Raw genomic sequence first — 14,688 nt, forward strand, 5'->3', positions numbered from 1 at the left:
GCAGTGCCGTGTCCCTACAAATGGTACAATAAATATTAATCTGTAGGGACACAACACTGTTGTGTCCTTTGGCTGCGGGAGACTAATCTTGTCTAACACTATCGGGCACGCCCACGGCCGAAATACCCGATATCGCCTTTAAGTTTTGACACCGAATCAACTCGTTAAAATCCAAACTGCGATTTTCTATCTGCGCCACAGCCTCGATCGCCCCCAGCAGGTGTCCGGCCGCTTCCGCTTCGCTGTAACCGCGCCTTCCCGCCACTCTAATCGCCGCTTCATCAGCATCTAACTCTACTTGGGAACTGCGGTTGTCGCGCCAAATTCGAGTCATGGCGAGTCCCGTCAAACCGCCCGCGATCGCAGTGCCGATCGCATCTGGCTGCAACAATTCTACAACAGTCCCGACAATTCCCGCCAGAGCCGCACCTTGATAAATATCCGGTTTAAACCACTTAACATTGCACAGAAAACTTACATTCCGCAAGATTAGTAAATCCCGCTGCGGCTTAGATAGCAGCCGCCACAAATCAAAATTAATATAAATCGGGCGAGATTGATTCCAAGGTAAAGGAAAATCGCAGTCAATTACCGTTGATTGTTGGGGCTTATTAATAATTTTACACGTCATGCGGCCGGAAGCGGGCATCACATCTAACAGGCGGCGAATTTCTGGTTCGGGATTCATAAATTTTCGGGAATTGAGAATTGGGAATTGCTTGCATCGGCCTAAAAAACAACAACATCCATCAGGGGCCTGTAGGGGCGGGTTCACCAACCATAATTGTCTAAAACCTACAATCTCTAAAACCCGCCCTCACTCACCCAAGGGCAAATCGCAATCTGATGCACGGGTGGCCAGAAACCGGGTTTTTGCCAGAATACTTTGTGACAACCACAGATTTGGTGGAAAACCCGGTTTCTTTGGTTTGAGCGTGTCTCTAACTGAGCTTATGCAAATCAAAGTCGATCTAGGTTATTGGTTGTGCGGGGGCGGGTTTACAAGATTTTTGACGGGAATTAAATATTGTTCGTAAAACCCGCCCCTACAAGTCAAGAGAAAATAATTAAGGGTTTTTCTTGGATTCTGAAGCAGCAGATTCTCGATCTCTGGGAGCCACTTTTTCGGTATTAGCAGAAGGCTTGGGACTGGCAATTGCTGGGGCAACTGACGGCTTTGAATTCGCGGTTGGGGATGCCGGTGATTTGGGAGAATCAGGGGCTGTTAGCGGGGCAGCAGGGGCTGTTTTAGCGCCTAAAATGCTGGCGTCTCCGGTGTCGAAAGTGCCGGCGATGCAAGCGATCATCATTGTTGCTAAGGTGCCGACAAATAATGCTTTCCAACCGAGTTCGGAAATGTCTTTGCGGCGGGATGGAATTAGGGCGATCGTACCGCCGACAAATATGCCGACGGAGGCTAAGTGGGCAAAGCCGGAAAGGGCGTAACTGACAATTAAAACTGTACGATCGCTCACCAGTCCTTTTGCCGATGCTTCTGCTAAACTTTGATAGGGCGGAATCGCTGTTTCTAACAGCCGGCGACCGATGATTACTGATGCTTGCCAAGAGTCGTCAATGGAGACTCCTGTTAATAGCGTCAGGGGATAAAATAAAAATCCCATAATGTTGGCTAAGGTGACAACTTTGAAAAAGCCACCAATTGGGCCGGGCAAAATTGCCAGCCAACCAAAGAATTGATTGATTAAGGAAACTAACCCCAAGATTAAAATCAAAACAGCGGCAATGGCTACTGCCATTTTTACACCGTCCAATGCACCAATTATCGCTGCATCCAAAGGGCTGACTCGTTCGATGGGTTCTCCTCCAACTGTCTCTTGTGGCATCGCTTCGCCGTCGATTTCGGAAATTTCTTCGCCCACAAACTCGCGGCCTTTAGGCTTGCGTTCTTCCTTGGGAATGCCGCCCATTGTCAGCGGCACGCCTGTTTCTGGTACTAAGATTTTGGAGAGGACAAAACAAGCGGGAATGGCGATAATTGAAGCTGAAACTAAGTGTCCTAAAATATTTGGAAAAACAGGCTTGAGAAAACTGACGTAAATTGCTAATGTTGAAGAAGCGGCAGTTCCAAAACAGCAAGAGAGGATTGCACAAAGTTCGGAACGAGTCATTTTCGGCAAATAAGGTTTGACGACAATTGCCGCTTCAATTCCTACGAAAATATTTGCCGCACCGCTGAGGGCTTCCGCGCCGCTCAACCGCATTGTCATATAAAAGATTTTGGCAAAAAGTTCGGTGATAATTTGAATCACGCCGATGTTGTACAGCAAGGCCATGAGGCCAGAAAAAAAGATGACTGTCGGTAAAGCTCGAAAGGCAAAAATATATCCTAAATTAACTGCCGGATCTTTACCAGGTATGGGTACAACATTGCTCCCGAATACAAACCTCGCTCCAGCGTCAGCAGCGGTGAATACTCCATCGAGTAAGCCAGTAAACCACTCTAAAGCGAGGCGAGTTGGGGGGAACAGGAATACTAAAAATCCTAAGACTAATTGCAGGCCAATGCCCCAGATGATGACGCGCCAAGGTATATACTTCGACTGTCGGTTTTCTGAAAAAACCCAGGCGATCGCACATAAGCCAAAAATGCCCAGAAATGAGATAAGATTGTAGATAGACATGAGCCTAGTCCTTGAAATAGTTGAGAATGCCGATCGACGGTTTGCACCACATCAGTTATACTATTCATCTGACGGCAAATGTTAAAAAAAATAACTGGCAGATAACTTACGCACTCAACAGCGTACTGATGTCATTGTTTAGGTCATTCCGAAGTCTGCGGATCTTTCGCAACCCTTAATTTGCCGTAATTACCAGCAGTTTAGATAGAAACTCTAACACATGGAAGCTTTTGCTCCACATCCTCCTGAATGGACTGCGACGGCGGTTCACGCTAATGAGTTTTGCTGTCCCAAGTGCGGTGCTAGCTGCACGAATGCCGCTGATGTCTGGATTAATCGCCGATCGCCAGTATACACCGAGTTCAACCGCCGCAAGTGGCAAGAATTTTACCGCTGCCAGTGCGGGGACGTGTGGTGGGCCTGGAGTAACGACAGGCCTCCTTCTGAACTTGTGCGTCGCGATGAGAGTTCGGATGAGGGGCCCGATGATGATTTTTAGAAGGGTGACAGAATTTTCGCTTTTCGATTTTATTTAAAATTAGGGTAAGGTGTGCATTCCGCACCCTAAATTTAGATAGGCGATCGCCAGTTCTCAACTAATTCAGCACGTCAAGTATTCCCTTGACTACGCCTTCCATCACTCTTTCAATTAAGCTCAATTCATTTTCGCCGATCGACTCATTTAAGAGCATTGACTGAATGCGCTGTCTGTCATCGCGAGTCAGTTCGCCTGACGAAAATATCTGCTCTACTATTTGTTCAGTTAGAAATGGGAAAGCTGGAGTTTGCATGGTTGGTCTCTAAAAGCATTAATATTTTGTTTTTAACTTTATTAGAGGAGCCAGTTATTGCGTGGGTTTTTGCCGTTCTACCCAATCCGTGCTCCAATCATAAGAGTCTGGGGGGATTTTGTCAATACACTGGCGACAGATCAATACAAAATTTTCCTTAAATTTCCAATATTCTGGCAACGGGTGGTTTTGGAGTGCGATGACTTATGCGCGGTGCCTGCAAGGTCGATCGACCCCGGGCGGTGGCGGTGTTCGATCGACCTTTTTAAGTTTATTGGCACTTGAGCGGAACATTACACCTCCAAAAAAAATCAAAACTACAATAGATTTGAATTGGTAATCGGGAATTGGTAATGAGTAATTGGTAATTGGTAAATTGTACGCTCGCGTAGCCGAAGTATTGGTAATGGGTAATTTTGCCTTCTTCCTTCTTCCTTCTTCCTTCTTCCTTCTTCCTTCCTCCAATGACCTATTTTCGTTCGGCTCTAATTTTGACATTAGGTTTTTGGCTGCTACCGCTAGCAGTGCGATCGCAACCTGTCATTCCCGCTACTGACGGCACGAATACTGTTGTTAAGTCCGAGCAAAACCGCACCGACATTAGTGGCGGACAACTGTCAGGAAACGGGGCAAATCTGTTTCACAGCTTCAGCCAATTTAATCTCAGCGAAGGTCAAATAGCTAATTTTCTAACTAATCCAAATATTCAAAATATTTTAGGGCGGATTTCCGGCGACAATGTTTCCGTTATTAACGGTCTGATTTCTGTAAGCGGCGGCAACTCAAATTTATTCTTAATGAATCCGGGCGGAATAGTCTTCGGTCAAAATGCTAGATTGAACGTGCCGGGGTCTTTTTTCGCGACAACTGCTACGGGTATTGGTTTCGGCGATCGCTGGTTCAATTCCACCGGAATTAATGATTACAAAGCTTTACTGGGAAATCCCAATCAATTTAATTTTAATAACTCACACATTGGTGCAATTGTCAATGCGGGAAACTTGGCGGTCGGCAGCGGACAAAGTTTAACTTTGCTCGGTGGCACAGTTATTAATACAGGACAATTATCCGCTCCCAACGGTCAAATTACTGTGGCTGCTGTTCCGGGACAAAATTCAGTCCGCATCAGTCAAATCGGCAATTTATTGAGTTTAGAAATTACTCCGTCTTTGCAGTCAGAAAACTCTGCGATCGCCCCGGTTTCTTTGCCTCAGTTGCTGACGGGGCCCGGCGTAGCATCAGCCACAGGTTTAACGACTAACGAACAAGGTCAATTGGTACTGACTGGCGGCCAAACAGTGCCGATAAATGGAGGAAGTGCGATCGTCTCGGGTTCTGTAAATGTATTTGCTCCTTCTGGCATGGCTGGCGGCACAGTCAATATTTTAGGGGAAAAAGTCGGACTGTTCGGCGCAAATATCGATGCTTCCGGGACGGACGGCGGAGGTACCGTGCGCGTCGGAGGCGGTTTCCAGGGGGCGGAACCAGTGCCGAACGCACTGGTAACATACGTTAGTCCTGATTCTACGATCGCAGCAAACGCGATCGACCGCGGCAATGGCGGCACTGCGGTAATTTGGTCAGACAACACAACTCGCTTCTTCGGCAACATTAGTGCTCGCGGGGGCATCGCCGCAGGTAACGGCGGCACAGTCGAAGTTTCCGGCAAAAATGCTTTAACTTTCCAAGGAGAGGTCGATACCCGCGCTGCTAACGGCGCGACCGGCAATTTGTGGCTCGATCCGGCAAACATTACGATCGTCAGCGGTAACGGCGACACCAACGCGCGATCGACTGGCGGGGAACTCGAACCTGCAGCAGAACCCAATGAAACATCGATCTCAGAATTACAGTTGGAACAGATGGCCGCCGGCAGCAACGTGCTTCTAGAAACCCCCGGCTACATCACCCTCCAAGACTTGCCCGATAACAAACTTTCCTTGCAAGCGAGAACGGGAGACACCGTAACATTTAGATCGGGCGGAGTGTTTGTTGTCAATGACTCCAAGGACTCAATCGAGACTCAAGGCGGCAACATCAACATTTTCGCCAGCAGCATCTCTCTGGGCGGACTCAATGCTAACGGCGGCAATATCGCTGTCACTGCTAACGGCATTGACTTGAGGGGCGGCAGCAATTCTGTCAGGAGTGCGGGGGGAACAATTCGCTTGCAACCCAACGACAGCCGAGGAATTCGGCTCGGTGGCACCGGCGATATTTTGGGCATTTTGGACTTGACGGCAAGGGATCTGGGCGCTTTGGCGGGGGATTTTCGTTCGATCGCGATCGGGGGCGAAAACAGCAGCTCGATCGCGATCGTCGCACCCATTACCTTCAACAGCCCGCTGACACTTCAAGGCAGCTCGATCGCGATCGACAAACCCCTGATCGCAAGCGGCAGCGCTAGCTTGACTCTCGACGCGCCCAAAACCGATCTCAACGCCAACATTGCCACATCCGGTGCAGATCTCACTTTTACAGGCAACCTGTCCCTGAATGCTGACGTGGCTTTGAGCACTCAAGCTAGGGGCAACATTCTGTTCTCCGGTAGCCTAGACGGAGCTCGTGCCCTGAGACTTGACGCTCAGCGAGTGCTGTTCGGCGGTACAGTCGGTCAAGCTGCACCGCTGGCGAGTTTGACTGTAAACGCCCGCAGTACCGAGGTTTCGGGCAATATTGCGACATCGGGCGACATTGCTTTCAATAGTAACGTCACAGTCGATCGCAGCGCCGCCCTAGCCGCCACTACCGGCAATATCGCCTTTGCCAATACCCTCGACAGCATCCCGGGCCGAGCAAATAATTTGACGCTGCGCGCTGGCGGCAACATTACTTTTGGCGGCCTAGTCGGTCAAACTCAGAGGTTGGGCCGGCTCTCGGCTGACGCTGCTAGCGTGACGGCTGCTTCCACAATTGCAGCGCGCAGTTTGAGCGTTAACGCCCGCGAGTCCGCTACCTTCGGGGGGGACAGCACGGCCGCTTTGGGAGCCGATATCAAGGCAGGAAATGTCCTCTTAGAGGGTAATTTAAGGACGGATGGCGGCAGCGTGAACCTGCAAGGAAGCCGCGAGGTTCGGACTGGCAATATTACCTCGAACGGCGGGAGGATTCGGGTTGAGGGGAATACTGTTGCAGCGGGCGCGATCGACTCTTCATCGGCGGGCACAGGAGGCGCGATCGCTCTCCAAAGCAATGCCGGCCCTTTAACTGCGGGAGCTTTGAACGCTTCGGGGGCGATCGGCGGAAATATTGCTGTCACCTCTTCATCGGGCATTTCGGCTCTCGATCTCAACTCCAGCAGCACTTCAAACGGCAACGGCGGGGGCGTTTCCCTGAGCGCAACCGATAACATTCAGTTGGGCTTTATCAACGCTCAAGGCGGCCCTGGAGGCACTGGCGGCAGCGTTGATGTGACCACCCTCGGTTTGTTTCGCTCGAACAATGTTTTCAACGATATATCGGGCAATTCTTCGAGTATTTCTACTGCCGGAGGTGCGGGGGCGGGGAGGATCGAAATTCGCCACGGAGGCGGTATCGATCGACCGTTTGTAGTTGGCGGCGCGATCGACAATGGAACCACGGGAAGCATTAATGCTGGCGCGGGAAACGCCATTTTGCCCAGTCTTGCTTTTGGGGAAACTTACACCCAAGGAATTTTACCAAATCAGATTTCCCTAATTACGCCGGGCCCGCCCTCTGCTCCGGCACCAATTCCCGCACCAATTCCCGCACCAATTCCCGCACCAATTCCCGCACCAATTCCCGCACCGCCTGTAGTGCCTGTAGTGCCAGTAGATCCCGTAAATCCCGATCCTGCGCTGTCACTTCCTGCATCTTTGCAAGTAGAATTGCGATCGCAAAGTCAAGACAAAAATTCCCCAATTAGCCCGGATATTTTCGTTCCTTTTCGCAGATTCGATTCGGTAGAGTCGGGAGTTTTAGCATTTGAGCAAATCTTTACTCGCGAGTACGAAAAATATTTGGACTTGCCCGCAAGAAGACCGATTAGTAATATGTCGGTAATTTACGAAACTCTTCGCAAAAACGAACAAATTACCGGGAACAAATCAGCGATTATTTATATGAATTGGGTCAGCAGAGCTGATCCAAGCGCCGCCAAAGAAAATGATTCTGTGCTGGTGGCAAGTCAGGATTTATCTAATCTATTGCCTGTGAGAACAAACCTCGCATCCCAGCCCCCTCATCCCTTAGAAGATAAGTTGACCCAGAGGTTGCCGCCGGAGGGCAAAGAAGTTTCCGATGTTCCTAGCGGGGAGCATTTAGAATTAGTGTTAGTAACAGCTAACTCTCAACCGAGGCGCGTTTTAATTCCGGCGACAACCCGCTGGCAGGTGTTGCAACTAGCTGACGCATTTCAAAGCGAAATAACTAATCCCCGCAAAAGAAGCAGCATTAGTTATTTGGATACCGCGCAAAAACTTTATCGCTGGTTAATTGCGCCAGTTGCCGCAGAATTGACGGCTTTAAATATTGATAATTTAATTGTAATTCCGGCAGCCGGTTTGCGGAGCGTACCGTTTGCGGCCCTTCACGACGGCAAAGGCTTTTTAGTTGAGAAATACAGCATTAGCGTGATGCCGAGTCTGAGTTTGACTGATATTGGCTACGACAATATTGCGGATGATGAAGTTTTGGCGATGGGGGCGTCGGTATTTGAAGATAAAGCGCCTTTACCGGCGGTACCGGTGGAGTTAGAGTCGATCGCGCCGCCCTCAGAAGGAAAATCATTTTTGAATCAAGATTTTACTCTCGGAAATTTGCAAGCTCAGCGGGCAAATCGGCCTTTTGGCATCATTCACTTAGCAACTCACAGCGAATTCCAGCCTGGGGAACCGAAAAATTCTTACATTCAGTTGTGGGATACTAAATTGCGTATCGATCAAATGCGGCAGTTGCGGTGGAATGAACCGCCGGTGAATCTGTTAGTTTTAAGCGCGTGCAGTACCGCTTTGGGCGACGAAGATGCGGAGTTGGGGTTTGCGGGTTTAGCGGTAGCTAGCGGCGCTAAATCGGCTTTAGCGAGTTTGTGGGAAGTCAGCGATGAGGGAACTTTGGGGCTGATGACTGAGTTTTATCGGCAGTTGCGCGCCCCCAGACGCGGTGGCAATTTAATGATTAAAGCAGAGGCTTTGCGGCGCGCGCAATTGGAGATGCTGCAGGGGCGCGTGCGGATTCAAGACGGGATGCTGCGAGTCGAAGGGCTTTCTACGAGTCTAACTTTGCCTCCGGAAATTGCGGCGCGGGGCGATCGAGTGCTTTTGCATCCTTATTATTGGGCCGCCTTTACAATGATTGGCAATCCTTGGTAATGGAGTTTTCCCACAAGTCTTACTGAAGTTATTAGGGTGGTGTGATGAACTCGCTTGATTCGTTAATTGCCCGAAAACCTATACTATTGACATACATTTTTAAACCTTGGGGTTTCACACTCTAACTGTAACCAGGCGTGGGACTCATCATCAGCGATCGATTGACAACAACATTTATGTTAAATGTGGTTATGTTTTCCTTTCTTATTACCTTTTCTACGGCTATGGGTTGATTTGCACTCGCTTTCATGGCATGGTGATTCCCCCTATTTATACTCTAATTATGCAACGCCCACATCTGCTATGAAGACCAAGGGCGATCGGCCTTCACTCTGTTCTGCCTGCTTTTGGAGGTAACTGTAGAGCGATCGCACTCCTAACCTAAATATTTATTTGTACTTTTTTGAATAAATGTAACAAAACATATTTTTTTAGTTAAAACTTAAATTTTGATTAAAGTGCAGGCTAGTCTTTATATTAGAGGATACATCTACTTACAAATTGAGAATTGCTAAAAAAATATGTATTAATTATTAAAAGAGGCTGCAAGGATGATTAACTTAGCTGGCTACGAGATTACAAACCAAATTCATGAAAGTAACAATTCTTTAGTTTACCGAGGAGTGAGAAAGCAAGACAACCAACCGGTCATTCTCAAATTCCTCAAGCAAGATTATCCGATGCCAGCTTCGTTAGTCAGATACAAGCAGGAATACGAAATTACACGCAATCTCAACCTAGAAACTGTACCTAAAACCTACAGCTTAGAAAGATATCAAAACAGTTTAGTTATTATTTTCGAGGATGCAGGTGGAAAATCATTAAACCTGTGGTTGGCTTCTCACAAACTTACCTTAGAAGAGTTTTTGGCAACCGCTATTAAAATAACCCGGGCTTTAGGCCACCTTCATCAACATAACATTATTCATAAAGATATCAATCCCAGCAATATTATTATTAACTCGACAACAGGGCTAGTCCAAATCATAGATTTTGGCATTTCTACTGTTTTAAATCGCGAGAATCCTACCCTAAAAAATCCTAATGTTTTAGAAGGCACTCTGAGCTATATATCGCCGGAACAAACAGGCAGAATGAACCGAGCGATCGACTACCGAACGGATTTTTACTCATTAGGAGTCACTTTTTACGAACTGCTAACGGGGCAACTGCCATGCGATTACAACGATGCAATGGAATTAGTCCACTGTCATATTGCTAAACAAGCAGTACCGCCCCATGAAATCAATGCAGAAATAGAAATTCCTAAAACGGTTTCTGATCTGGTAGTGAAACTGTTAGAAAAAACTGCTGAAAAAAGATACCAAAGTGCTTGGGGAATCCTCGCAGATTTAGAAGAATGTCTGGAACAACTACAGGCTAAAGGAACGATTGTAGATTTTGCGATAGCTCAAAAAGATATTACCGATAAGTTTCACATCCCTCAAAAACTCTACGGCAGAGAACGAGAAATTGAAACCTTATTAGCAGCCTTCGGGCGCGTCAGCAATGGCACAACAGAAATTATGTTAGTGTCGGGTTACTCTGGCATTGGCAAATCCGCCTTAGTGCAAGAAGTTTATAAACCGATTACTAAGGCAAGCGGTTATTTTATTGCCGGGAAATTTGACCAATTTCAACGCAATGTTCCTTATGCGGCTGTTGTCAAAGCCTTTCAATCATTAGTCAAGCAACTCTTAACTGAAAGCGAAATGCAACTCACCACTTGGAAAGAAAAACTTTTAGCAGCGTTTGGTAATAACGGTCAAATCATTATAGATGTCATTCCCGACGTAGAACTCATTGTTGGCAAACAGCCACCCGTCCAAGAGTTAGGTGCTACGGAAGCGCAAAACCGCTTTAATTTAGTCTTTCAAAAATTCATCCGCGTGTTCTGTTCAGTCGAGCATCCCTTAGTCATTTTTCTGGATGATTTGCAATGGGCTGATTCCGCTACTTTGAAACTGCTGCAAGTAATGATGGCAGATGAGGAAACAAAATATTTATTTCTACTAGGAGCTTATCGAGATAACGAAGTTAACCCCACGCATCCCTTAATCATGACTCTGGAGGCGCTGCAAAAGCAAGGCGCGATTATCAACCAAATTACCTTAACTCCCTTAGATATCGAACATATCGCTATGTTGATTGCTGATACTGTGCGTAGGGATCGAGGCTCAGTCATGCCGCTAGCTGAGTTAGTCGTCGGTAAAACTCAAGGCAATCCTTTTTTTGTTAATCAATTTCTCAGAACTCTTTATGAAGAAAACCTTCTGAATTTCAATTTACAGCAAAGAAACTGGGATTGGAATATTTCAAAAATCGAAGCAGTAGGAATTACCGATAATGTAGTTGAGTTGATGGTCGGTAAATTGAGAAAAATGCCAGATTTAACTCAGCAAGTTTTACGGTTAGCCGCTTGTGTGGGCAATAGTTTTGACTTAAATACTCTCTCGATAGTCAACGAAAAATCTACGGTTGAAACTTTTAAAGAGCTAGTGCCAGCAATCCAAGATGGCTTAATTTTAGCCACTTCTGAACTCGGCGTAACAGAAGAAGAAATCGTTCAGTCTCATCTAGTAATCACTACTTACAAGTTTTTGCACGATCGCGTCCAACAAGCAGCTTATGCTCTGATTGAGGAAAGTTCTAAAAAAACTGTTCACTTACAAATCGGTCGCTTGCTCTGGCAAAATACTTCCACAGAGACGCGAACCGAAGAAATATTTGCGATCGTCGATCATCTTAATTTAGGAATTGAAGGGGTTGGCGATGAATCCGAACGAACTGAAATTGCAAAACTTAACTTAACCGCAGGTCAAAAAGCCAAAGCTGCAACGGCTTATGCTGCGGCTACCGAATATTTGCAAGTGGGTTTGAAACTGCTAGTAGATTCTAGCTGGACTCATCATTACGAACTGACATTATCGCTGCATGAGGAAGCAGCAGAGGCAGCTTTTTTGAGAGGTGATTTTGACCGAATGCAGAGATTCGTTGAGATAGTCCAAAATTCCGCCCAAACGCTGCTGGACAAAGTGAAAGTCTATGCAATCCAGATGCAAGCTTACATAGGGCAGAACAGGCTGCTAGAAGCGGTTGATACAGCGCTACAAGTTTTAAAGCTGTTCGGGGTTGACTTTCCCCAAGAGCCGAACCCGTCAGATATTGGGCAGGCATTCGAGGAAACTGCGGCAATTTTGAGTGGAACGCGAATTGAGGATTTAGTTGACCTGCCTCAAATGACCGATCCATATAAACTAGCAGCTATTCGACTTTTGTCAAGTACCTTTGCTCCTGCATACATTGCTGCTCCTGCGCTGTTGCCCTTGACATTGTGCAAACAAGTAGATTTATCTGTTCAATACGGTAATGCTTCCGTTTCTCCCTTTGCTTATGCTAATTATGGTCTTCTGCTTTGTGGAGTTGTAGGAGATATTGATTCAGGCTATCAGTTTGGTCAATTGGCTTTAAATCTAGTGTCAAAGTTGAATGCTAAAGAAATTACCGCCAAAACAGTCGTCATAGTGAATGTATTTACCCGACCTTGGAAAGAGCATATGAGAAAAATATTAGAGCCTTTGGTGTCAGCTTACTCTATCGGACTGGAGACGGGAGATTTAGAATTTGCTGGCTTTAGTCTAATGCTTTCCTCCTATTGCGCTTACTTTACCGGCAAAGAACTGACTGTCCTTGAAAGAGAGATGTCAACTTACAGAGATGCTGTTCATAAAATTAAGCAAAACACAGCGCTTAATTATATAGAAATATTTTGGCAGGCCACATTAAATATGCTCGGAAAAAGTGAAAATCCATCCCTTCTAAAGGGTGAAGCCTGCGATGAGCAGATCAAGTTGCTATTGCACCAGCAAGCAAACGATAAAGCGGGAGTTGCATACCTATATTTAAACAAAACTTTACTTTGTTATTGGTTTGAAAATTACTCAGAAGCAATTGAGAATATTGCTATAGCAGAGAAACATTTAGAGGCAGTAGTAGGATTGCCGGTTGTTCCTATCTTCCATTTTTACGATTCTTTAGTATGGCTAGCGGTGTATGCCAACAGTCAAAAATCTGAACAACATAAAATTCTCGATCGCGTACAAGCTAATCAAGAAAAAATGCAGAAATGGGCGCATCATGCCCCCATGAATTTCTTGCACAAATTCTATTTAGTAGAGGCCCAACGGCATCGGGTTTTAGGGGAAAAAGTAGCGGCAATGGAAATGTACGACAAAGCCATTGCTTTAGCTAAAGAAAACCAGTATATCAACGAAGAAGCACTTGCATACGAACTGGCAGCCAAATTTTACTTGTCATGGAGGAAAGAAACGATCGCCCAAGTTTATATGCAAAACGCTCATTATAGCTACCAAGTCTGGGGCGCTATAGCTAAAGTTAAGGATTTAGAAGATAAATATCCAGAATTACTAACTATAACGTCAGCCAAGACAACAACTCAAACCAACGTTAACAGAACAACGAATGCGCCTACCACCACTAGCACAAATTTGGGAGATACGCTAGATTTAGCCACAGTAATGAAAGCTTCTCAAGCGATTTCAGGTGAAATCGTTTTGAGTAAGTTGCTGGAAAGGTTGATGAAGATTGCGATCGAAAATGCTGGCGCCCAAAAAGGCTTTTTGATTTTAGAAAAAGCGGGAAACTGGGCGATTGAAGCTGAAGGTTCGGTGAAGGAGGATGAAGTTAGCGTGCTGCGATCGCTTCCCCTGAATGCAGAAGCTGATTCTGGGGAAATGCCCAAACTGGCAAGCGCGATCGCTAACTACGTCATCCGCACCCAGGAAAACGTGGTTTTAAATAACGCCACCCAAGAGGGACAATTTACCCGCGATCCTTATATTGCAGCCACTCAACCGAAATCGATTCTCTGCACTCCTCTGCTGCACCAAGGCAAGCTGACAGGTATTCTTTACCTAGAAAATAACTTGACAGAAGGAGCTTTTACTACAGATAGGCTGGAGCTGTTAAAATTGTTATCAGCCCAAATAGCCATTTCCATTGAAAATGCCCAACTCTACAATAACTTGCAGGAGTTCAATCAAAACTTAGAGCAATTAGTGAGCGATCGCACCCACGAATTATCCAACACGCTGGATGCTTTAAAAGCGACTCAAAGTAAGCTAGTCGAATCTGAAAAAATGGCATCCCTGGGAGGATTAGTTGCTGGGGTAGCCCATGAAATTAATACTCCCATCGGCGTTGGTGTCACGGTTGCGTCAGCTTTGGCAGAACACACCACAGAATTTGCTTCTACTTATAAGAGTGGCAAAATGAAACGCTCGGAACTAGAAGAATTTTTGGATATAGCCACCCAAAGCAGCAACACCCTTCTCACTAATCTAAATCAGGCAGCAGCATTGATTCAGAGTTTTAAAGAAGTGGCAGTCGATCGATCGAGCGAAGAACGACGAACTTTCACAGTAAGAAATTATCTCGATGAAATTTTAATCCAATTAAAACCAAAATTGAGAAATAGCAAACATTCGATCGAAATTAAGGGAGACACCAAAACGGCCCTAGATTCTTATCCAGGTGCATTATCCCAAGTTGTCACAAATTTGCTGATGAACTCTCTGATTCACGCTTACGAACCGGGCGCTACTGGAAAGCTCGTTTTTGATTGGCAGCAAAAGGGCGATCGACTTAGATTTGAATATTCCGATGATGGTCAAGGCATTCCCCCAGAAAATTTGAGTAAAATTTTCGAGCCCTTCTTTACTACCAAACGCGGTCAGGGTGGTAGCGGGTTGGGATTGCATATTGTCTACAATTTAGTTACCCAAAAACTTCTGGGTGAAATAGAATGTAAAAGTGAGGTCGGAGCAGGCACAAAATTTATTATTAAGCTACCCGTCCAAATTGATTCAAAACCGTAGTTTCCTAAATCTAAACATCAGTAACGCA

7 protein-coding genes are annotated in these 14,688 nt (G+C 46.1%); 3 read left to right on the plus strand and 4 right to left on the minus strand.

Translation table 11 applies throughout. The features are described 5' to 3' along the window. Positions 1–82: 82 nt before the first annotated feature. The gene (locus QUA99_RS06840) at positions 83–688 is read right to left on the minus strand and encodes a DUF3318 domain-containing protein (protein WP_333240581.1); all 606 of its coding nucleotides are present in this window, start codon (positions 686–688) and stop codon (positions 83–85) included. Positions 689–1,067: 379 nt separating this feature from the next. Beyond that, a complete protein-coding gene (locus QUA99_RS06845) occupies positions 1,068–2,642 on the minus strand; it encodes a nucleoside transporter C-terminal domain-containing protein (RefSeq protein WP_333240584.1) in 1,575 nt (524 codons plus the stop codon). Positions 2,643–2,862: 220 nt separating this feature from the next. Between QUA99_RS06845 and QUA99_RS06850 the strand changes: the two genes are divergently transcribed. Next, positions 2,863–3,141: a hypothetical protein gene (locus tag QUA99_RS06850; RefSeq protein WP_333240586.1), complete on the plus strand. Its 279-nt coding sequence runs from the start codon at positions 2,863–2,865 to the stop codon at positions 3,139–3,141. A gap of 97 nt (positions 3,142–3,238) precedes the next feature. On the opposite strand, the gene QUA99_RS06855 is transcribed toward QUA99_RS06850, so the two are convergent. Next, complete coding sequence (locus tag QUA99_RS06855) at positions 3,239–3,433, minus strand: hypothetical protein (RefSeq protein ID WP_333240589.1); 195 nt, start codon at positions 3,431–3,433, stop codon at positions 3,239–3,241. A 204-nt stretch (positions 3,434–3,637) separates the two neighbouring features. Next, the gene (locus QUA99_RS06860; protein ID WP_333240591.1) at positions 3,638–3,931 is read right to left on the minus strand and encodes a hypothetical protein; all 294 of its coding nucleotides are present in this window, start codon (positions 3,929–3,931) and stop codon (positions 3,638–3,640) included. On the opposite strand from QUA99_RS06860, the gene QUA99_RS06865 reads away from it, so the two are divergent. Together QUA99_RS06865 and QUA99_RS06870 are read left to right on the plus strand one after the other, a co-directional pair. Beyond that, positions 3,898–8,763 (plus strand): CHAT domain-containing protein, encoded by a 4,866-nt coding sequence (locus QUA99_RS06865; protein ID WP_333381188.1) that lies wholly within the window; start codon positions 3,898–3,900, stop codon positions 8,761–8,763. The two genes, QUA99_RS06860 and QUA99_RS06865, sit on opposite strands and share 34 nt — an antisense overlap. A 551-nt stretch (positions 8,764–9,314) precedes the next feature. Further along, entirely contained in the window at positions 9,315–14,660 is a 5,346-nt protein-coding gene (locus QUA99_RS06870; protein WP_333240595.1) for an ATP-binding sensor histidine kinase, read from the plus strand. Positions 14,661–14,688 lie beyond the last annotated feature (28 nt).

The organism is Microcoleus sp. F10-B2 (assembly GCF_036704965.1).
Classification (GTDB): domain Bacteria; phylum Cyanobacteriota; class Cyanobacteriia; order Cyanobacteriales; family Microcoleaceae; genus Microcoleus.

What these genes read in the sequence shown, in the direction of transcription:
- QUA99_RS06840 (WP_333240581.1), bottom strand. Translation starts at nt 688, where the DNA reads ATGAATCCCGAACCAGAAATTCGCCGCCTGTTAGATGTGATGCCCGCT.
- QUA99_RS06845 (WP_333240584.1), bottom strand. Translation starts at nt 2,642, where the DNA reads ATGTCTATCTACAATCTTATCTCATTTCTGGGCATTTTTGGCTTATGT.
- QUA99_RS06850 (WP_333240586.1), top strand. Translation starts at nt 2,863, where the DNA reads ATGGAAGCTTTTGCTCCACATCCTCCTGAATGGACTGCGACGGCGGTT.
- QUA99_RS06855 (WP_333240589.1), bottom strand. Translation starts at nt 3,433, where the DNA reads ATGCAAACTCCAGCTTTCCCATTTCTAACTGAACAAATAGTAGAGCAG.
- QUA99_RS06865 (WP_333381188.1), top strand. Translation starts at nt 3,898, where the DNA reads ATGACCTATTTTCGTTCGGCTCTAATTTTGACATTAGGTTTTTGGCTG.
- QUA99_RS06860 (WP_333240591.1), bottom strand. Translation starts at nt 3,931, where the DNA reads ATGTCAAAATTAGAGCCGAACGAAAATAGGTCATTGGAGGAAGGAAGA.
- QUA99_RS06870 (WP_333240595.1), top strand. Translation starts at nt 9,315, where the DNA reads ATGATTAACTTAGCTGGCTACGAGATTACAAACCAAATTCATGAAAGT.